General features: G+C 70.0%; 24 protein-coding genes and 2 pseudogenes. 9 read left to right on the forward strand and 17 right to left on the reverse strand.

The annotated features are described in order from the left end of the window. Nucleotides 1-123: 123 nt before the first annotated feature. Genes OTB20_RS28455 through OTB20_RS28475 form a run of 5 tightly spaced genes read right to left on the reverse strand, consistent with a single transcriptional unit; the run spans nucleotide 124 to nucleotide 2988 of the window. A complete protein-coding gene (locus tag OTB20_RS28455) occupies nucleotides 124-324 on the reverse strand; it encodes an FtsX-like permease family protein (protein WP_324290429.1) in 201 nt (66 codons plus the stop codon). 27 nt (nucleotides 325-351) lie between these two features. Then, nucleotides 352-792, reverse strand: a complete 441-nt coding sequence (locus OTB20_RS28460) for a response regulator (RefSeq protein WP_267821764.1) — start codon at nucleotides 790-792, stop codon at nucleotides 352-354. Next, a complete protein-coding gene (locus OTB20_RS28465) occupies nucleotides 789-1934 on the reverse strand; it encodes a PAS domain-containing sensor histidine kinase (protein WP_267821766.1) in 1146 nt (381 codons plus the stop codon). The genes OTB20_RS28460 and OTB20_RS28465 overlap by 4 nt, the downstream gene beginning before the upstream one ends. After that, entirely contained in the window at nucleotides 1931-2629 is a 699-nt protein-coding gene (locus OTB20_RS28470; RefSeq protein WP_267821768.1) for a response regulator, read from the reverse strand. The genes OTB20_RS28465 and OTB20_RS28470 overlap by 4 nt, the downstream gene beginning before the upstream one ends. After that, nucleotides 2629-2988, reverse strand: coding sequence for an STAS domain-containing protein (locus OTB20_RS28475; protein ID WP_267821770.1), 360 nt, complete (start codon nucleotides 2986-2988; stop codon nucleotides 2629-2631). The genes OTB20_RS28470 and OTB20_RS28475 overlap by 1 nt, the downstream gene beginning before the upstream one ends. 263 nt (nucleotides 2989-3251) lie before the next feature. Here OTB20_RS28475 and OTB20_RS28480 point away from each other — a divergent pair, with 263 nt between their 5' ends. Next, nucleotides 3252-3668, forward strand: a complete 417-nt coding sequence (locus tag OTB20_RS28480; RefSeq protein WP_267821772.1) for an ATP-binding protein — start codon at nucleotides 3252-3254, stop codon at nucleotides 3666-3668. A gap of 275 nt (nucleotides 3669-3943) precedes the next feature. Here the strand turns inward: OTB20_RS28480 and OTB20_RS28485 are convergent, their stop codons facing one another. Continuing rightward, on the reverse strand, nucleotides 3944-4120 hold the full coding sequence (locus OTB20_RS28485) for a hypothetical protein (protein ID WP_267821774.1): 177 nt from the start codon (nucleotides 4118-4120) through the stop codon (nucleotides 3944-3946). 109 nt (nucleotides 4121-4229) lie between these two features. Continuing rightward, nucleotides 4230-4520, reverse strand: a complete 291-nt coding sequence (locus OTB20_RS28490) for a hypothetical protein (RefSeq protein WP_267821776.1) — start codon at nucleotides 4518-4520, stop codon at nucleotides 4230-4232. Nucleotides 4521-4730: 210 nt separating this feature from the next. On the opposite strand from OTB20_RS28490, the gene OTB20_RS28495 reads away from it, so the two are divergent. The 3 genes and pseudogenes from OTB20_RS28495 (at nucleotide 4731) to OTB20_RS28500 (ending at nucleotide 5751) form a co-directional block, all read left to right on the forward strand. After that, nucleotides 4731-4895 (forward strand): hypothetical protein, encoded by a 165-nt coding sequence (locus OTB20_RS28495; RefSeq protein WP_420716505.1) that lies wholly within the window; start codon nucleotides 4731-4733, stop codon nucleotides 4893-4895. Further along, nucleotides 4853-4972 (forward strand): annotated as a pseudogene (locus OTB20_RS42905) (carboxymuconolactone decarboxylase family protein); the annotation flags it as partial. The gene OTB20_RS28495 and the pseudogene OTB20_RS42905, both read left to right, overlap by 43 nt. Nucleotides 4973-5031: 59 nt before the next feature. Continuing rightward, nucleotides 5032-5751 carry an isocitrate lyase/PEP mutase family protein gene (locus tag OTB20_RS28500; RefSeq protein WP_267821778.1) on the forward strand — a complete coding sequence of 240 codons (720 nt, stop codon included), beginning with the start codon at nucleotides 5032-5034 and terminating at the stop codon, nucleotides 5749-5751. Nucleotides 5752-6050: 299 nt separating this feature from the next. On the opposite strand, the pseudogene OTB20_RS28505 reads toward OTB20_RS28500, so the two are convergent. Further along, nucleotides 6051-7429 (reverse strand): annotated as a pseudogene (locus OTB20_RS28505) (PLP-dependent aminotransferase family protein). Nucleotides 7430-7627: 198 nt separating this feature from the next. Continuing rightward, nucleotides 7628-7993, reverse strand: a complete 366-nt coding sequence (locus tag OTB20_RS28510; protein ID WP_267821780.1) for a hypothetical protein — start codon at nucleotides 7991-7993, stop codon at nucleotides 7628-7630. Between the two features lie 112 nt (nucleotides 7994-8105). Here OTB20_RS28510 and OTB20_RS28515 point away from each other — a divergent pair, with 112 nt between their 5' ends. Continuing rightward, nucleotides 8106-8768 carry a TetR/AcrR family transcriptional regulator gene (locus tag OTB20_RS28515; protein ID WP_267821781.1) on the forward strand — a complete coding sequence of 221 codons (663 nt, stop codon included), beginning with the start codon at nucleotides 8106-8108 and terminating at the stop codon, nucleotides 8766-8768. A 276-nt stretch (nucleotides 8769-9044) separates the two neighbouring features. Beyond that, nucleotides 9045-9482 carry a GNAT family N-acetyltransferase gene (locus OTB20_RS28520; RefSeq protein WP_267821783.1) on the forward strand — a complete coding sequence of 146 codons (438 nt, stop codon included), beginning with the start codon at nucleotides 9045-9047 and terminating at the stop codon, nucleotides 9480-9482. Nucleotides 9483-9597: 115 nt separating this feature from the next. Here OTB20_RS28520 and OTB20_RS28525 read toward each other — a convergent pair whose 3' ends face one another. Further along, on the reverse strand, nucleotides 9598-11187 hold the full coding sequence (locus OTB20_RS28525) for an MFS transporter (protein ID WP_267821785.1): 1590 nt from the start codon (nucleotides 11185-11187) through the stop codon (nucleotides 9598-9600). Nucleotides 11188-12368: 1181 nt separating this feature from the next. Next, nucleotides 12369-12731, reverse strand: coding sequence for a transglycosylase family protein (locus OTB20_RS28530; RefSeq protein ID WP_324290426.1), 363 nt, complete (start codon nucleotides 12729-12731; stop codon nucleotides 12369-12371). A 337-nt stretch (nucleotides 12732-13068) separates the two neighbouring features. On the opposite strand from OTB20_RS28530, the gene OTB20_RS28535 reads away from it, so the two are divergent. The 3 genes from OTB20_RS28535 (at nucleotide 13069) to OTB20_RS28545 (ending at nucleotide 15257) form a co-directional block, all read left to right on the forward strand. Further along, entirely contained in the window at nucleotides 13069-13827 is a 759-nt protein-coding gene (locus OTB20_RS28535) for a hypothetical protein (protein WP_267821786.1), read from the forward strand. 87 nt (nucleotides 13828-13914) lie between these two features. Further along, complete coding sequence (locus OTB20_RS28540) at nucleotides 13915-14985, forward strand: YihY/virulence factor BrkB family protein (protein ID WP_267821787.1); 1071 nt, start codon at nucleotides 13915-13917, stop codon at nucleotides 14983-14985. A gap of 98 nt (nucleotides 14986-15083) precedes the next feature. Next, entirely contained in the window at nucleotides 15084-15257 is a 174-nt protein-coding gene (locus OTB20_RS28545) for a CsbD family protein (protein ID WP_267821789.1), read from the forward strand. 63 nt (nucleotides 15258-15320) lie between these two features. Here the strand turns inward: OTB20_RS28545 and OTB20_RS28550 are convergent, their stop codons facing one another. From OTB20_RS28550 to OTB20_RS28575, 6 genes are all read right to left on the reverse strand, one after another. Then, a complete protein-coding gene (locus tag OTB20_RS28550) occupies nucleotides 15321-15671 on the reverse strand; it encodes a PRC-barrel domain-containing protein (protein ID WP_267821791.1) in 351 nt (116 codons plus the stop codon). Between the two features lie 160 nt (nucleotides 15672-15831). Then, nucleotides 15832-16098 carry a DUF4235 domain-containing protein gene (locus OTB20_RS28555; RefSeq protein WP_267821793.1) on the reverse strand — a complete coding sequence of 89 codons (267 nt, stop codon included), beginning with the start codon at nucleotides 16096-16098 and terminating at the stop codon, nucleotides 15832-15834. Beyond that, nucleotides 16095-16469: a DUF3618 domain-containing protein gene (locus tag OTB20_RS28560; protein WP_420716506.1), complete on the reverse strand. Its 375-nt coding sequence runs from the start codon at nucleotides 16467-16469 to the stop codon at nucleotides 16095-16097. Before OTB20_RS28560 ends, OTB20_RS28555 begins: the two co-directional genes overlap by 4 nt. A gap of 84 nt (nucleotides 16470-16553) precedes the next feature. Then, a complete protein-coding gene (locus OTB20_RS28565; RefSeq protein WP_267821794.1) occupies nucleotides 16554-16922 on the reverse strand; it encodes a PRC-barrel domain-containing protein in 369 nt (122 codons plus the stop codon). A 566-nt stretch (nucleotides 16923-17488) separates the two neighbouring features. After that, nucleotides 17489-18547 carry a mechanosensitive ion channel family protein gene (locus tag OTB20_RS28570; RefSeq protein ID WP_267821796.1) on the reverse strand — a complete coding sequence of 353 codons (1059 nt, stop codon included), beginning with the start codon at nucleotides 18545-18547 and terminating at the stop codon, nucleotides 17489-17491. Between the two features lie 172 nt (nucleotides 18548-18719). Continuing rightward, nucleotides 18720-18938 carry a hypothetical protein gene (locus OTB20_RS28575; protein ID WP_267821798.1) on the reverse strand — a complete coding sequence of 73 codons (219 nt, stop codon included), beginning with the start codon at nucleotides 18936-18938 and terminating at the stop codon, nucleotides 18720-18722. Nucleotides 18939-19106 lie beyond the last annotated feature (168 nt).

Raw genomic sequence — 19106 nt, forward strand, 5'->3', positions numbered from 1 at the left:
ACGGACGCGAACACATCCGCCACGAACTCCGCTAACTCCACCCGAAGGTCCTCGACCTGACGCATATCCACACACGTAACATGCTCCTACAGAACATGATCGGGAAGAGGTAACGGAGTCCTACTAGCTGCTGAGCAGCGTGTCGGCTGCCTTCCGCGTCAGGGCCCGGGCGAACAACGCGCTCAGGGTGAGGGCGAGGACGGCGACCACGCAGATCTCCAGGACCTGCTGGGCGACGAGTTTGCTCTTGTTCTCGCCCATGGCCAGCAGCACGGCGAACTCGTTGCGGCGCTGCTTGACGGCCAGGGTGGCCAGCAGCCCCAGGGTGCCGTCCCCGAATACCGGGGCCGTTCACCGTCCGTGGTCGACGGGCCCTTCGGCAGCGAAGGCCGTGGCGGTGCGGGCTCCGGCTCCCAGGGCGCGGACTTCGGCCAGCAGTCGCGCGTTGGTGACGCCTTTGAGGAGGTATCCGGCGACGCCGGCCGCGGCCATCTCGGTGCGCGGTCCCAGGTCTCCGTAGGCCGAGAACGCCAGGATGCGCACGCCGGGAAGGACGCGGATGATCTGCTGGGCCGTGTACGGGCCGCCACCGGGGAAGCGCACGTCGAGCACCACCACGTGCGGCCGACCGGCTGCGGCGAGGCGGATCGCCTCATAGGCGTCGGCCGCGCTGCCGACCAGGACCAGGTCGGGCTGGGCTTGAACCACCTCTGCCAGCGCCGCGCGCAGCATGTCGTTGTCGTCGCAGATCAGCACGCGCAGCGAGTCCGCGGACGTGCTGGGCCGGGTCACAACGGCCCCTGGGGGGTGGCGCGGGAGCCCAGGAGGCCACCGGCGGGTGCACCGGGCAGGGGTTCGTCCACTACGGCGGTCGGGAGGTCGGGTACCCAGAACTCCACGGTCGTGCCGGTGCCGGGCTCGCTGCGCAGGGTCCACCAGCCGCCGGCCGTCTCGGCGCGCTCGCGCATCTCCATCAGACCGAAGTGCGCGTGCAGCTTGTGGGCGACCGCGGGGTGACCGTTGCCGTCGTCGGCCACCCGGACCAGCAGACCTCGGTCGACGGTGGTGACGCCAACCCGTACGGTGCGCGCTTGGGCGTGCTTGCGCACGTTCAGCAGTGCCTCCTGCACGATGCGGAAGATGGTGATCGCGGTCTCCGGGGCCGGTTCCGCGACCAGGTCGTGTTCCAGTGACGGCTCGAGGTTCCAGTCGCCGGCCACCACGTCGTTGAGGTGCTGGGACAGCGACTCGACCAGGCCGTGCCGGTCGATTCCGGGCGGGTGGAGCCGGAAGGTGAGGCTGCGCAGACGGCCCACCGCCTCGCGGACGAACTCGTCGAGCCGGGCCAGTTCACGCGCGTGGGGCTCGCCGGCCCGGTCGGCGAGGAGCTGCAGCCGCATGCCGACGGCCACCATGGCCTGGATGGAGTCGTCGTGGACGTCCCAGGCGATGCGGCGGCGTTCCAGCTCCTGGGCCTGCACCATGTGCGCGAACAGGCGGCGGTGTTCGGTGAGCTCCTGCTCCGCGGCGCGGCGCTCGGTCATGTCCCGGGTCACCTTGCCGAAGCCGCGCAGCTCACCGGTCTCGTCGAAGAGGGGGGTGATCACCACGTTGGCCCAGAAGCGGGAGCCGTCCTTGCGGATGCGCCAGCCCTCGTCCTCCAGCCGGCCGTCGGCGATGGCCGTTTCCAGTTCCAGGTGGGGTTTGCGGGCGGCGATGTCCTCGGCCGGGTAGAAGACCGAGAAGTGCTTGCCGGTGATGTCCGCGGCACTGTAGCCCTTGATCCGCTCGGCGCCGGCGTTCCAGCTGGACACGTGGCCCCCGGGGTCCAGCATGAAGATGCCGTAGTCGAGAACGCTCGTGACCAGCAGGGCGAACGCCGTCTCGGTCGGGGCGAGGGCGTCGCCTTGTCCGGGCTCGATCTGCCCGGTCACCGGAGAAGGCCCTCCCGGCGGGCCATGGCGACCGCCTCCAGTTGGGAGCGGGCACCCAGCTTCTCGAGGACCCGCTGAACGTGGTTCCTGGCGGTGTTGAGGGCGACGCCGAGCCGCTGGCCGATCTCGGCGGGGCCCAGGCCGTCGCCGAGCAGGGTGAGGGTCTCGCGCTCCCGCGGAGTGAGGGTGGCGCCCGGCTCGGAGGTTCGGCCGGTCAGCATGTCCAGTGCTCCGCTGAGCAGACCCTTGCTGAAGGCCACTTCGCCCGCCGCCACCATGCGTACGCCGTCCTGGAGTTCGCGCAGGTTGCCGGCTTTGAGGATGAGTCCCGAGCCACCGGCCTCGGTGACGTGCGCGGCCATCGCCGGAGTTCCCTCGCCGGTCAGTACCAGTACCCGGGTGCCGGGAGCGGCGGCCTTGAGCGCGGTGATGGCGTCGATGCCGTCACCGTCGGGCAGTCGCCGGTCCAGCACCACCACGGCGGGGCGCAGCCTGGCAGCGTCGGCCAGCGCGTCCTTCACGGACAGGCTGCGGCCGACCACCTTCAAGTCGTCGGTGCGGTCCATGGCGAGCCGCATCGCCTCGGCCACCATGTCGTGGTCCTCGACGAGCAGGATGGTGATGCGCTCACCGGTTGAGCTCGGCGGAGCGGACGGAGGCGGCGAAGCCGGTGTGGTCTGTGGTGTCGAAGGCATTAGCCGGTCCTCGGTGGTAGGCGTGGCACGCCGGCGACGAACAGTTCGTCGACGCCTGTGAGGGCGAACAGTCGGGCCACCTGCACGCGGGTGCCTTCCACGTACAGCTCGGTGGCGATCCTATCGGCGGCGGCCCTGGCCTCCAGCAGCACGTTGAGCCCCGCGCAGTCACAGAAGTGCAGGTCGCCCAGGTCGAGCACGAGACGGGCGGGCCGCTGTGCGAGGCAGTCGGCGAGTGCTGCACGCAGGTTCGCCGTTCCGTCCCTGTCGAGCGCGCCGACGAGCCGGAGACCTGTCACATTCTCGTCGCACAGGTCCCTGATCTGGAACGACGGACCGGCCGCTCCGTTTCCGCTCATGCTGCAACCCCCAGCCTGGGTAATGGGCACCAGCCAAGAATAGTGAATCTGCACTAGTAGGGAACCACCTGCCCCGACCGGATCACCACACGCGCGGCAGATCGCCGCAAATCCGCAGGAGGGCAAGGGGCGCGAACCCATAAACCCTTCGAGCGGACTGGGTACCCTGCTCTGGGGCAGGCCGAGCGACAGAGCCCCGGCAGGGCGTCGGGGTCACGGTGGGGCACCCGAGCGCAGAGGTACTCAGCGAAAAGAGGGTGGGGATGGAACTCCCGCCGGCCACCCCGCACGACGCCCGCCCCGCGACGGCGCGCATGGACTTCGACGGCGCCCCCGGCTGCATCGCCGCGGCGCGCCGAGCCGCCTCCGCTTTCCTGCGCCATCACGCCGCGCACGCACCGGAAGCCCGCCGCACCTTCCACGACGACGTCGTGCTGGTCGTCTCCGAGCTGGTGACCAATGCCGTCCGCCATGCTCCCGGCTCCTTCGTCATGGAGCTCGGCCTGCTTCCCGACGGGGTCGGCATCACCGTCCGGGACACCAGCCCCGGCCTCCCGCACTTCCGGACTCCCGACCTGACCGGCGGACGCGGCTGGCCCCTCGTCCAGACCCTCACCCGCCGGGTGTGCGTCGTCCCCCTCCCCGACGGCAAGGCCATCCAGGCGGAGCTGGCCTGGTAGTCCCCCGGAAGCGCTTCGCCGTCCGGCTGAGGCTGCGGCCGGCGTTCCCTTCGAGGTACCGGCCCTCGCGCTACGCGCCTTCGCAGACGGGTCGCCCGGCTCCTCCCCACCCTGTGCTCGGGGCAGGACGGACGGAGCGGTGGCGCTGTGACGGGTGGCCGGTTTCAGCATCGTTGAGGCGAGGAGTGCCAGCTTGTCGGCCGCATATCCCGATCTCTGGTTCCCGATCGTCAACGTCCGGCCGAGGGGTGGAACTCGGCTGGGCGCCTGCCCTCTCAGTACAGCAGGATGCGGGTCACGATCACCTGTGGCGGGTCGGCCCGCTCGGCGATGACGTACTCGATGATGCCGATGGCTCCGTCCTCCCCCATCGGCAGCAGCCGGCACTCCGGCCGGTCGGCCGCCGCGGTGCTCCCGGGAACCAGGCCTCGGGCCTCTCCGATTTCGACCATGGCCGCAACGATCGGGCCCATAGCCCACGGAGGCAGCGCCGGATCCGTCATGAAGCGGGCGACGTCCTCGGACAGCACGCACGGCCAGTCCTCAGCCGGCTCGGATCCTTCACTCAACGGGCAGGCCCGCCGCCCGGCGGCGCTCGAGCAGTTCCTCCAGGGACACCGTCTGCATCGCACCGGCCAACGCAGCGGTCACACGCCGTTCCTGATCCGGATCGTTGTCCAGCATCGCCCTGCCCCACCACCGCAGGAGGACACCCTTGGCCTCCTCGGGCGCTGCCGCGAGGAGTTCGGCGTAGAACTCCACTCGGAGCTCCGAAGACAGCGCGGCGGCGATTCCCTGGGCGTTCCGTGCGACGCGGTGCGGCGCGTGCGGGTGGACCGGCTGGGCGCTCATGCCGGTACCTCCTTGTTCGACGACGTGTTCCGCCAGTCTGCCCGCTTCAGGCAGGCGCAGTCGAGCCGCGGTGTGCGACGGGCCTCAATCCGCAGCCTCATGGCCGGGTCCGGTACGCGGCCATCGGACCAGTGGCGGGAAAATTGGACTGCGAAGATTGCGTCGGATTGGTCCCAGTGCTGTGGCCGCCTGGTGCGTAGCGTCGTAGGTATGACGATTGACTCGATGAAGCACCACACCGCACGACTGCCGGAGCACACCCCTCGCTTGGCCTGGGCGAAGCTGGCCCCCGAGGTCTACCAGGCGATGGTCCGGCTGGATACGGCGGCGGCGAGCAGTTCGACGAGGCGGAGCTGGCCCGGCTCATCGCCGTGATCATGACGATCAACGCCTGGAACCGCTTCGGGGTTTCGACCCGTATGGTCCCCGGTCACCACACGCCCGGTTCATGAGGCGGTAGCCCGCCCCTCCGGCCGTAGCCCCTCCCCTCCTCCTGAAACTCGTGAATCAGATGACCACTTCCGCATTCCGTGCCCTGCACCAGGGCCGCACTCCCGATGCCCCGCTCGTCCTCCCCGGTCCCTGGGATGCGGCGACCGCACGGGTCTTCGCCGATGCCGGTTTCCCCGCGCTCGCCACGCCGAGCGCCGCCGTCGCCGCCTCGCTGGGCTACGAGGACGGGGCCACCCCGCCCGAGGAGATGTTCGCCGCGGTGGCCAGGATCGTCCGTGCCGTTGCCGTCCCCGTGTCCGCGGACATCGAGGACGGCTACGGTCTCGCCCCGGCGGAGCTGGTGGGCCGGCTGATGGAGACGGGCGCGGTCGGCTGCAACCTCGAGGACTCCTTCCGGGACGGGACGCTCAAGGACCCGCGGCGACACGCGGACTGGCTGTCGGAGGTCCGTGCGGAGGCAGGGGATGCCCTCTTCGTCAACGCCCGCGTCGACACGTTCCTGCACGGCGACGGAGACCTGGCCGATGCCGTGTCCCGCGCCCGGCTCTACGTGGCCGCCGGCGCCGACTGCGTCTATCCGATCCTGGCGCCCCTCGACGTGCTCCCTGCACTGCGGGAGCGGATCGCCGGTCCGCTCAACATGTTCGCCACGCCCGACGGGGACTCCGTGGCCGAGCTGGGACGCCTCGGCGCCACGCGCGTCACCTTCGGTCCCGGCCTGCAGCGGCACGTGCTGGAGGCCGCCGGCGCTCTTGCGGCGCGCCTGGGGACGCCGTGACTTCGACGTGGTCCCGGGCGTGATCCCGGGCGTGATCCCGGGCGTGACTGCGGTCCGACGACTCCGGCGGAGCCCATGCTCCGGATACGGCCGGCTCCGCCACCGGCGCTGGAGCCACTCCCTCCCCCGTCCACGGAGCACCCATGACGATCCGAGCCGTGCTCCGGGACCGACAGCCTCGCAGTACTCGACCGCCTCGCCGATGACTTCCGGCAGGCCGTCCCGTCGAACGCCCGAGCTGCTGTACGGGCTGGCGCGATAGCCGGCGTACCGGTGCCGGCGTACCGGCGCCGTCACGGCTACGGCATCGCACGGCAGAGCGCGTCCAAGGTGGCCGCCCATGCGCTGTCCGTCGGCCCCGCGAAGTTGACCACCAGCGCGTCCCGCCCCGGTGGCCGGCCCGGGGCCCCCTCGGCGTCGTGACGGAAATCGGCCAGCCAGCTGACCGCGAGGTCCTCCCGGGCGGCCGCCTCGACGACGGATCGCTCGCTGCCCGGGGGAAGTTCGAGAACCGCCTGCAGTCCCGCGGCGATGCCGGACACGCGGACACCGGATGCCCGCCGCGCCAGGGCCTCGACCAGCTGGTCCCGGCGCCGCCGGTAGCGTTGCCGCATCAGCCGCACGTGACGGTCGTAGGCGCCCGAGGCGATGAACTCGGCGAGGGTCAGCTGATCCAGCGCACTCGACACCCAGTCCAAGCCCCCCCCTTGGCCGCCACGATCTCCGGGACCAAGTCGCCGGGGAGCACCATCCAGGCCAGCCGGAGCCCCGGCGCCAGCGATTTGCTCGCCGTGCCGAAGTACACCACTCGCTCCGGATCCAACCCCTGCAGGGCGCCGACCGGCTGACGGTCGTAGCGGAACTCCCCGTCGTAGTCGTCCTCCAGGACCAGCCCTCCGGTGGCGCGCGCCCAGTCCACCGCCGCCGCGCGCCGCTCCGGGTGCAGCGCGACTCCGGTGGGGAACTGGTGCGCGGGCGTCAGCAGTACCGCGCCGACCGCGCCCAGACCAGCCAGCTCACCGATGCGGGCGCCGTGCCCGTCGAGGTCCAGGGCCGGGGTGCGCAGCCCGGCGCCGGTCAGCTGCTCCCGGTAGACGTCCAGTCCGTACGACTCGACCGCCACCGCCCTCACCTGCCGCGCCCTCAAGACCCGCGCGACCAGCATCAGACCGTGATGGAACCCGGAGCAGACGACGATCCTGCTCGGGTCCGCGTGAACCCCGCGGGCCCGTGCCAGGTATTCCGCCAGGGCGGTACGCAGCTCCACCCGGCCCAGCGCGTCGCCCAGCGCGAAGGCATCGTGCGGCGTCGAGCTCAGGGCACGCCGGGCGCAAGCCAGCCACTGCCTGCGGGGAAACTCCGCGAGGTTCGGCGAGCCCGTCAGCAGGTTGTACGCGGGCCGGTGCCCGGCCGGCGGGGCGGGCCGCGGGGCGCCCTCGGCCCGGCGCGGCGCGGCCCGTTCGGCCACCCGAGTACCGGAACCCTGCTGAGCCGTCAGCCAGCCCTCGGCGACCAGCTCGGCGTAGGCGGCGGACACCGTGCTCCGGGCGATGCCGAGATCCGCGGCGAGCGAACGGGAGGGCGGCAGCCCGGCCCCGGGAGTCAGCCGCCCCGTCCGCACGGCCTCCCGCAAGGCATCGATGAGACCCCTGCGCAGCCCACGTCCGCGCAGCTCCAGATGCAAGTCGGCTCCGAGGAGCGCAGCCGGAAGGGCCGCCGAATCGACTGGGTGCTCTGTCACGAAATGGACCTTAGTTGGGCGCGAAGCGAGTACGTGAGAGGGACCTCATTTCTTGATCTCCGCCCGCACCGCACAAACGGCGGATTCCGGTCGGCCTGCGGGCGGGAAATCAGGGTTCGCGGGGCGTCGGTCTTCTCAGAGCCCAGCCCGCTCCTCGGCCCAGGCGCGGGCGGCCGACGCGTCTTGAGTGGCCGTCGTCGGGCAGCCCCAGAGGCTTTCGGCGCTGTGGATCGCTTTCGCGCGCTCCGCCGGGATGTCCGCCGGCCCCACGAAGGCGAGGCCGCGGCAGTAGGCCGTGAGACCGGGGCGGATCGCCTTGAGGGCGCGGACCCGGTCGGTGGCGGGGGCGCCGGCCGGCGGGGGCGTGCGGCCCTGCGGTGGTGCGGGCATCAGGAGCACGGCCGCGAACGGCTGGCCCCTTTCCGTGAGGGCGCGCAACTCATCGAGGACGAGCCCCTGGGCCTGATCCATGGGCAGGCCCGAGGCATCGACCTCGCGCACGTCCCCTCGTTCTTCTTGAACTGCTTCTCGTACGTCCATCGGGCGAACCTAACAGGATTAGTGACCACTGGTCGCTTATTGGGGGCGACGCTCCCTGCGTACGCTTGCCGCGATGAACAGCACCGGAAGGAACGGGCCCGGACGACCGCCACGGCTGAGCCGCGAGCGGATCGCCGAGGCCGCGCTGCAAGGAGGCGTGGCGACGCTCACCATGCGTGAACTGGCGGCGAGGCTCGGGGTGTCGCACTCGTCCCTGTACCGGTGGGTGCCCGATCGCGACGGAGTCCTGGACCTCGTCAGTGCGGTCATGGTCGGGCGGGTGCTGCCCGAGGACGAGCCCGTCGCCGACAACTGGCGGGACTGGCTGGCGCGGCTCGCGTGGGCGATGCACGACGAGTTCCTGGCCGTACCCGGATACGCCGCTCACGTCGCCCGCCCGCACCGCCACCACTCCGAATCCTTCGGGCACCTGCGCGAGAGGGCCGTCGCCGCGTTCCGGGCCGGCGGCGCGGGCCCGGAACTGGCCGAGCAGAACTGGACCGTCTTCGGGCTCGGGGTGGTCCGGTGGCTGGGAGCGGCGGGCGAGGACCCTGGAGAGCCCCCGTTCGGCCTCTACCTCGACACGCTGCTCCGTGGGCTGCCTCGTCACGACGAGGATCAGGATCAGGATCTGGCCCGGCCACCGCACGGCGGGCCCGGCGAACGACCGAAGGCGACGGACGCGGGCGCTCGAGTGCCAGGAGCTTCCTCGGTGCGGCCGCGCCGGAATACGTAGACGACGTGGACCTCACCGACCCCGCCGAGTAGCCGCCTGGTGACGGAACAGAGCGGTCGGCCGCCCGAAGGCCGGAGTGCGACCCCCGTCGCGGCCTCTACTGGCCAAGGCCGCACCCCGTACTACCCAACGTACCCGCCGCTACCACCTGACCCGCACCAATATTCAGCTGATCAGCTTTCTTCGACGGCAAACGATCTTGACGTATCCCCTGCATGTGGAGTCGGATGTGGTGTCGACTTGGCGATGAGAAACGGCACTGCGTAGGGGATCGGCATGTTCATTGCGGAAGAGGGCGTTTTCGATCCTGCCGAGATGCTGAATCTCTACGGCTCGGTCGGCTGGGAGGGCTACACCAGCGACGTCGACAAGCTCTGTCGCGGCCTCGTGAACTCTCACCTCGTCGTCACGGCACGCGATGGATCAGGAACGCTCCTCGGACTGGCCCGAACCATCTCCGATGACGAGCACATCTGCTACGTCCAGGACCTCGTGGTCAATCCCGCCAACCACAGGCGGGGAGTTGGCCGGGCGCTGGTCGAGCACCTGAAGCAGCGCTACTCCCACTGCCGGTTCTTCCTCCTGTCCACGGACCACGAGTCATCACCGGAAGGCGAACGCAACCACGCCTTCTACCGGAGTCTGGGCTTCCTCTCCTACGAGGAAAAGGAGATGGCGGGCTTCGGACTGCCGAGGAGGGCGATTGCAAAGTGATCATCAAAGGCACCTCACCGATGCAGCTTCGCCGGGAGTTCCGGTCAGGGCGATCCGCGCGTCGGCCGCTATGGTGCGCGCGGGTGCGAACCGCAAGACCGCGCCGCCGGGCGGCTCAATGGTCTCGCGCAGCCAGCTCACCCCGCGCACCTGGCAAGGCTTCCTGCGCGGGCTCCGGCTCGCCCCCGGCAGCCGCGGGCTTGCGGACCGGGCGCAGGGCCAGCAGTAGTACAGCCGCGCCGAAGAGCGCGATGAGCATGATCCAGATTGCACCGACGTGCATGGCGTGGACGAACGCGTCATCGGCGGCGTACCCGAGCGCCGGCAGGTGCGAGGTGGTGGCGACGTGCCGGGCCTGTTCGGCGGAGACCCGCGCCTGGTCCCGCACCGGTCCGGGGACACCGTGCAGCGAGGGTTCGATCGCGCGCCGGTACACGATCGACATGATCGTGCCGCCCACGGCGATCCCGATCACGCTGCCGGTCTGGCGCACGGTGTTGGTGACGGCCGATCCGGCGCCGGCGCGTTCCAACGGCAGGGTGCTGATCAACGCCGCTGTCACCGGGCCGATCACCATGCCGATGGACAGGCCCTGGACCAGCAGCAGGGCCTCGATCCAGACGAGGGGAGTGTTCAGCCCGAAGAGCCCGTACGCGCCCATGGTCAGCGCCGCGACGGTGAGGGCCGGCACGGCGACGAGCCGCAGCGACCAGCGATGTACCAGGCGTGCGCCCACGGGTGCCCCCAGGATCGCGCCGAGCGCGGTCGGGAGGCCGGCCAGGCCCGCCTCGATCGGCGAGTAGCCGCGGGCGCCCTGCAGGTAGAACGCGTTGTAGAAGGTGACGGCGGAAATGGCGAACAAAAGCAGTCCGAGGGCTACGTTGCCGCCACCGAACGCGCGCTGGGCGAGAAGCCGGGGGTCGAAGCTCGGCATCTTGCTGCGCAGTTCGACGCGGACGAACACGGCCAGCAGGATCAGTCCGACGACGATCGGCGCCCAGACGTCCGTACGGCCCCAGTCCGCCACCTGCCCCGTGCGGATCAGTCCGTAGGCGAGCGCCGCGAGGCCGCTGATCGACAGCAGCATTCCGGCCGGGTCCAGCGGTCGCACGACGGGGCTGCGGAAGTTCGGGACCAGCAGGGCGATGCCGATCAGCGCGAGGACCACGACCGGGACGTTCACCAGGAAGACCGAGCCCCACCAGAAGTGGCCGAGCAGCACGCCGGCGAGCACCGGGCCCACGGCCATGCCGACGCCGGCGGAGGTCGAGGAGATGGCGATCGCGGTCGACCGCGCCGGGCCGGTGAATGTCCACATGAGGATGGCCAGGTTGCCGGGCATGATCAGCGCGCTGCCGACGCCCATCGCGGCCCGGGCGGCGATCAGCTGCCCCGCGTCGCCCGCGAACGCCGCCCACACCGAGGACGCGGCGAAGACCACCAGGCCTGTTGCGAGCACGGTCCGGTGACCGAAGCGGTCGCCCAGCGCGCCTGCGGTGAACATCAGGGTGGCGAAGGCCAGCGTGTACGCGCCGGTGGCCCACTGCAGCTCGGCCGGGCTGGCGTCCAGCCCACGGACCGGGTCCGCGAGGGTCTCCAGGGTGGTACTCAGAACGGTGTTGTCCAGCCAGATCAGCAGTGAACACATCATGAGAACGGCAAGAATCAACTGCTGCCTGGACTTCGGCAACATGGATGCAGTCATGAATACCTTCGGGGGCGGTTCGGAAAACCTGACGAGCGGACCGTAAGCAACCATCGGGCGGGTGTCAATTCCCTGGCGACCGATAACAGTCTTCGATTTTCCGGCGCACCCGAGGGCACGCCGCCCAGCATTCTGTCAATCTTGAAGATGTGACCGGGCCGGCGATTTAGTCCACTCCCGGGGGCATACCACCAAGCGCTCTGTCAATTCCTGAACCTGCTGTTTGCCCTCGCGGGAATTACGTGTCCCACCTCGCGTTCTGCCTCTGTCCCGCCCCGTGCTCCGTTCCGGGCACGGAGGCGGGACGCGAGGGCGCGCGTGCCCGTCGGCGCGCCTGCTCCCGGAGCCCGTCCTGGTGGGTGTCCTCGGGCCATCGGGAGCGGCAGAGCACCCAGACGGCTACCCCGTGCGGGCGGCCCTTTCGGCCTGCCGAATCAGCGGGCCGAGCGTCTTTCCGCGCCTATCTTCCGGATGGGAGGATGGGAATTACCCCGGGTCAGCGGAACGGAAGTCAGCGGGGTTTCCATGGAGAGGCAAGGGATGACCCTACGGGCCAATGGACGGGATGAAAGCGAAAGCTATGCCTCAGCCCTTATCTCGGGTGCGCATTGGCTTCGGGCCGTCCGGCTCTCCGCCGGCACGGTCAGGTGATATCAGGTGCCGAACCAAACCGCTGCCCTCGAGATATTCCATACGCTGCGTGACAGCGGCGTATCACCCTCCGGGCGACAGTGGCCCCCGGAGGGTGATGGCGATCATGGAATGCGGTGCGCCGTCAGTCGCCTCCGCCGCCGCCCCCGCAGCCTCCACCTCCCCCGCAGGACGAGTCGCTCCCGCAGCCGTCCCCGCCACCGCCGCCCCACGAGCCCCCGCGCCGCCCCCTTCGCGACGGCCCACTGCGGCTCCCCCGCGCGATCGCGATCAGCACGATGAGAATGAACCCAAGGATCACCAGAATGTTCATGTCCCCTCCCCCGTTCACCATTGCGTTCCGGCCGGTCCTCTCAGTGCGATCCGGTCCGTTCAGGGGGAATCCCCCACCGCGGCGCCCGGCCAACCCGACTTGAGGAACTCCAGAGCTTCGGGGGAAGGACTCGGTCGGCAACGGCTGCTGATCTTCGGCATGTCCGGTCGACGACGCTCCGACAGGGCGGCGGGGCCGCCCTGTCGGAGCGTGCCCGTCAGTTGCGGCGTGCGCAGGTCCAGGCCCCCATGCCCTGGATCTTGGCGAGTCTCCTCGCCGTAGCGATCTGTTCGGCCTTCGTAGCGAGGTCGGCGCGTGGAGCGTACTTGCGGCCTCCGGCCGCCTTCCAGCTCGACTGGGTGAACTGCAATCCGCCGTAATGGCCGTTGCCGGTGTTCGCCTGCCAGTTCCCGCTCGATTCACATCGGGCGATGGCGTTCCAGTCGGGGCTCTGTTTGGAGTGGACCGCTGCGGCATGAGCACCGGAGACGTCCAGTAGTGCGACGGCCAACACAATTGTCGAGACGGCCAGTTGGCCGATCCTGCTCCGGCTTCGCCGGTCCTTCCGGTAGCGCGACATCAGTCCTCCTTCGCTGTTGGGGCGGACCTGCCGCTAACAGCGGGCGGGCCCGCGTACGACCGTTTTCGGGTCGTGGCCACAGCACAGCACAAACCGACCTATTTCCAGCGGCACTTACCACCGGCGAAGGGATGACGCCACCCGAACGGACGCTTGCCCTACGGCTCTCGCGAGGTCGCCGCCCCTGCGACAGCCCCCCTCCCGGAAACTGCGGCGCGGCTCCCGACCTGCGCCTTTCGCTGAGCGGACCTACGCTGATCAGGTGACCGCCTGCACCGGCGGAGGGCATGGCGCTGCCGGAGGCCCTCCGGAGGCGGCCGGAGCGAGGTGATGCCCGATGTCTCCGACCAGGACAGTCGCGGCCCGCCGCGCCACCGCCTGGGCCGCCTGCCTGCTCGTGTTCGCGGGCGCGGGTGCGGGCCTGGGCGCGGGCGTCGCCGGTGCCGACGACAACGGCATCGCCGACAAGGAGGCCCCGGCCGTCGCGGATGCCGCCCGCAAGGCCATGTCCAAGGTCACGGCCATGCGGATGGCGGCCAAGGTCACCGACGGGTCGGGCACCATCGCACTGGACCTCCGGTTCGACGAGGGCGGCAACTGCGTCGGCACCGTCGAGCCCGCCGGCGGTTCGGGCGCGGCCGAGGTCATCAAACGCGGTGACGACGTGTGGATGAAGCTCGACGACGAGCTCCTACGAGCCCAAGTGCCCGGCCCCGCCGCCGAGGACGCGATCGCGCTCGTCAACGGCCGCTACGTGCACGGCACTACGAAGAGCCCCGTTCTCAGCGAGTTCGCAGAATTCTGTGATCTCGACTTCTTCAAGGAGCAGTTCACCGCGAAGCCCACCAACGAGCAGCTGACCAAAGGTTCGCGGACCACCGTCGACGGACGTCCGGCCATCACCCTCACCAGTCGGCGCGACGGCGAGACGGGCAGCTTCCAGGTCTCCACGCAGGATGAGCCGTACCTCCTGCGGATCCAGGGCACCGATACGTCCGGCCAGCGGCTGGACGCCACCTTCTCCGCCTTCGACGAAGCCGTCCCGGCCAAGCCACCCGCCCCCGCCGACTCCATCGACCTCTCCCAGCTCCAGTGACGCGGGCCTGACGCCGACCCTGACGTCGACGCGCATCACGATCCCTTCGGATGACATGAGTTCCGCGGAACTGGAAATCCGCGAGGTATGACACACACCTCGCATGCCGGCCATGATCACGAACACGCTCCAACGGACGCCGCCAAGGATCAGGCCAAGGAACCCGGCGCACCGGTTGAACCCGCCCGGCCGGGCCGGCCCGCCGAGAAGCAGGCTCCCGACAAACCCTCCGGGCTGCGGGGACGGCAGTGGTGGGCCGTACTGCGTGGGACGGCCAAGGAGTTCACCGACGACGAACTGAGCGACCGCGCCGCGGCGCTGACCTACTTCGGGGTGCTGGCGGTCTTCCCCGCCCTCCTGGTTCTGGTGTCGCTGCTGGGGGTCGCCGGTGAGTCGACGACCGCGAAGGTGCTGGACAACCTGCGGAAACTGGCCCCCGGCTCGGCCCGGGACGTGATCAGCGACGCCGTCGTACAGCTGCAGGGCCGCAGCGGCGTCGGATCGCTGCTGGCGATCGTCGGCCTGGTCGTCGCGCTGTGGTCCGCCTCCGGGTACGTCGCCGCCTTCATCCGCGCCTCGAACGCCGTCTACGACGTGCCCGAGGGCCGGCCGGTGTGGAAGACCCTGCCGCTGCGCCTGGCGCTCACCCTGACTCTGATGGTCCTTGCCACCGCCAGTGCGCTCATCGTGGTCTTCACGGGGGGTCTGGCGCGTCAGGCGGGCACCGTCCTGGGTATCGGCGACGGTGTACTGGCGGTGTGGTCGATAGCGAAGTGGCCGGTCCTGGTGTTCCTCGTCACGACCATGATCGCGCTCCTGTACTGGGCCGCACCGAACACCAAGGGCCGCGGATGGAAGTGGGTGACGCCGGGCAGCGTCCTGGCGCTGGTGATCTGGATGGCCGCCTCGGCAGGCTTCGCGTTCTACGTCGCCAACTTCGCCTCCTACAACAAGACGTACGGCGCCGTCGCGGGCGTCGTCGTCTTCCTGGTGTGGCTGTGGATCACCAACCTGGCCATCCTCCTCGGTCTGGAATTCGACTCGGAGATGGCCCGCCAGCGCGCTATCGCCGGCGGACTTCCCAAGGACCGGGAGCCCTACGTCGAGCCCCGCGACACCCGCACCTGGAGCGACGAGGAGCGCCGACGCCTGGAGTGACGCCTGCGGATCGCGACGTTTCAGGTCGGGCAAGCGGGTCAGAAGCGGTCGTGTAGGACCGTCCACCACCGCTACTACCGCACAGGGAGTGACCAGCCATGTCGGACGAGCAGAAGAGCGAAGCCAAGGTCGAGCAGGCGAAGGGCAAGATCAAGGAGATCGCCGGCCGTATGACCGGCAACGAGCGGATGGAAGGCGAAGGCCGCGGCGAGCAGGCGAAGGGCGATGTCCGCGAGGCCAAGGAGAAGATCAAGGATGCGTTCAAGCGCTGACCTCGCGCCCCAATGGTGTTTCCGTATGCGGGCCGATCCCCCATGCTGCCGGGGACCGACGGCTCAGCCCATGAAGCCACCGTAGTAGCCGCCGATCCGGCTGTAGTAGTCCGTGTCCCCGACGTGCTTCTCGCTGAAGAACTCGGGAGCCGCCTTTATCTGGTCCTTGGTGCGGTCGACGTAGATCTTCTCCTCCGCCACGTCGACGTGCGTGACCGTGCCCGCCGGCAGGAGCACCTCCCGGCCGAAGATCCACGGCCCGGTGTCCACCACGATGTACGAGGAGCCGACCTCGTCGGAATGCTTACTCACCTTGCCGATGTCTCCGTCGGCCGCCTCGACCTTGAACCCGCCGAGGTCAATGGCCTCCAGACGGCCCGAAGTCTCTCGGTAGCTCCACACGTTCACGTTCACCGGTGCCTCCTTCTTCGCTACGCCTTCGCGCCCGCTCCCCGTTGCCCGAGAGGCCACGGGCGCCTCGGTCGACCGCCTGCCCGGGGACTCCGGTTTCACACGGGAGGTCCCGGGCCGCGGCGGCGTCGGTCCCTGGCCGGGTACCGGCGCCGCGCCGTGTTCATCCCGGCCAGGTGCCCGTGACGCGACGGGTCGCGGCGGCGCCGGACCGGTCGACAGCGGCCTTGACCACGGCGAAGATCGCGCCCTGGAGGCCGGCCGCGATGAGGATCTCCGGCCAGGAGCGGTCCTCGTCGGTGGCGCTCGGGGCGTCGCCCTCACCCTCGATCGCCTTCCAGGCCTGCTTGAACGCCATCCCGGCGATCATGCCGCTGACGGCTCCCAGAGCCAGCCCGACCGGCTTGTACGCGACCTTCGACACCTTCACTTGCGCCCCCGGCCACGCCGGACCCAGAGGATCACTGCCAGGACGGCCCCGAAGGCGATCAGCGGGATCCGGTTGGCCCGGGCAGTGGTCGCCACCTGGCCGGCCGTTTCCAGCACCGGTTCAGGCGTCCTGCCCTTCACCATCCGTGCGGCCTGCTCCTTCACGGTGGCAGCCGCGTCCATGGCGTGGGCCACCGTCTCCTTCGCCTGGGCCTTCACGTCGGCCCCGCCCGCGAGCGCCTCGACGGTCCGGGTCAGCTCGGCGCGGGTGTGCTCCATCCGGTGGCGCAGTTCTTCGGGAGAAAGGGCGGGGATGAATCCGTTGCTGTGGGACCGGTTCTTCATCGTGTTCGTCTCCTTGGTCTCAGCCACGTCTGGCGTGACGCGGCCGACGGTGGGGTCCGGACGCGGGAGGGGGCCCGGACTCGACGAGTCCGGGCCCCCTCCCGCGGAGCATCAGACGGGGCTGCTGCCGAAGGGGCCTGCGGTCCCGTAGTAGGTGCCCAGCTCCTGGTGGTAGCCCGGGTCGCCGAGATGCTTGTCACGTTGGAACTCGGGAGCGTTCTTGATCTGCTCCTTGGTCCGGTCGACGTAGATCTTCTGGTCCTCCGGGTCGATCCGAGTCACCGCGCCGGCCGGGAGGAGGACCTCCTTGCCGAAGATCCAGACCCCGGTGTCCACGACCAGATAGGCGTCACCGACCTCGTCGGAGTGCTTGTCGACCTTGCCGATACCTCCGTCGACCGCCTCGACCTTGTAGCCGGTCAGGTCGGTGCCCGCCAGGTGGCCCGAGGTGGACTTGTAACTCCACACATGCTCAGTCACGCGAAATCAACTCCTTCGGTAAGCGGAGGACGGCGGACAACTCCCTGCCGTCCGTCCTTTTCCGATGTACTGCACGGCGGATGGTGCGTTCCGCCTGAACATCGCCTGCCCCGTCGTTCGGATCTCACGCCCCTGAATTCAGAAAGTGCATAACTGCCTCTGACCTGGCCTCATGTGATGAACCCTCACATCGCCGCGGCTCAGGGTTGTTTACGCCGCAGCCGACGGGTCAGACGCGTAGATACCGGAAGCCCGCACCACCACATCACGGAGCGGGACGCTTTCGGATCGGGCCGGCGCCGTGTGAGACCTCCCCAGGAGGCGCACGAGCAGCAGCCCGGACGCACGACGGGCTGCCGCCCGGATCCGCACGGCACCCGGTTGCCCCCACTCACCCTGAAGGGCGGGGCATTCGGCGAACTCCCGGCGACGACGCCTGCGCTGTCGTCCCCGGGCTCCGGACCCGGGCGGCGGCAGCCCCAGGATCTCCCCCGAGCCCGCCCCGAAGGGGCCTCGCCGAGGGCGCGGGGCCGGCCACCATCCCCCGGCCCCGCGCCCTGCTCCCGTCACTTCCGTCCAGGGCCCTCCGCTCCCGGTACCGGGTCCAGCAGGACGCGCGGCAGGGCGTCCGGGTGCTTCTCCGCGAGCCAGGCGACCAGCTGCTCCCGTAGGGCGCAGCGCACCGTCCAGAGGTCGTCGGCGTCCTTGGCCGTGACGATGGCCCGGACCACGATGGCGGAGGGCGTCGTCTCGGTGACGGCCACATCCCAGCCGCGCCCGTCCCATTCCGCGCAAGCGTGCAGGATCTCCTCGGCCTTGTCCCGGATGCGGTCGACGGGCGCACGGTGGTCGCAGTGGAGGAAGACCGTGCCGGTCATCTGGATGCCGCCGCGCGACCAGTTCTCGAAGGGGCGGGTGGTGAAGTACGAGACGGGCATGGTGATGCGGCGCTCGTCCCAGGTGCGTACGGCGAGGAAGGTGAGGGTGATGTCCTCGACCACCCCCCACTCGCCCGCGACCACGACGGTGTCACCGATGCGCACCATGTCTCCGAAGGCGATCTGGAAGCCGGCGAAGAGGTTCCCGAGGGTGGACTGCGCGGCGATGCCGGCCACGATGCCGATGATCCCCGCGGAAGCGAGCACGGAGGTGCCGAGCGCGCGGAAGCTCGGGAAGGTGACGAGCATCGCGGCGATCGCGACGAGGGCCACGAGCACCGTCACCACCCGCATGATCAGGCTCACCTGGGTGCGGACCCGGCGCACCCGGGCCGGGTCGCGGGTACCGGTGGCATAGCGCGCGTACCCGGACTCCACGACGGCGGAGACCACGGCCACCAGGAGCCAGGAACCGGCGCCGATCAGGGCGAGTGAGAGGATCCGCCCCACGACGGCCGCGTGGTCTTGCACCGGCGGCCATTCGATCTGGCGGTAGGAGCCCTTGAGCAGTGCGGCGAGCAGCACGATCCGCAGGGAGCTGCGGCATCGGCGCAACGAGTTCCACAAGGGTGTTTCGGGGTGGCGTGCGTCGGCTCGACGCAACAGCAGGTCGGCGGCCCACCCGGCCGCGAGGGTGAGCAGGATCGAGCCGCCCAGGACAGTCAGCACACGAAGAGCGTCGTTCATATCTCCTCAGTGAATGTAGGTGACATGGACGATCACGCCCCTGCCCCGTACGGAGGAGTTGACGCAGGACGGCTGGGACCGGCGCATGTCGCCGGCTCCTCCATCACCTTCGTCCCACGTCGAAGAACCACGTCACCCACGGACACGGCGCAGACCTATGCGCCCGTTCCGGTCACCACCTGTCGGCTCGCACCTGCCCGTGCGGGTCGACGGTCAGCGTGACGCGCTCGGCTTCGCGCGTGACGGAAAGAGTGATCCAGACGATGGCCCACAGCCATGTGAAGACGGTCAGGATCGCGTGCAGAGCGTGATTCACGTCCTTGGGCCGGACCAGGACCAGCTGTCCGGGAGCACCCGGCCCGCCCTTCCAGACGTGGCGTTCGTACTGCACGCCGGCCCAGTGCGAGATTGCCGCGCGCTCGCTCCCGCCCGGGGTGTTTTCGTTCAGCGGCTTACCGCGGCGGGTACTTGGGCCGGGTGCCACTGCGGGGCGCAGGCGGGCAGGGGGTTGTCCTTTCGTGCGCGTACCGTCACCGCGGGTGGGGCGGGCGGCCATCAC

Origin of the sequence: Streptomyces sp. H27-H1, from assembly GCF_026627445.1 — a bacterium.
In the GTDB taxonomy this organism is placed as follows: Bacteria; Actinomycetota; Actinomycetes; order Streptomycetales; family Streptomycetaceae; genus Streptomyces.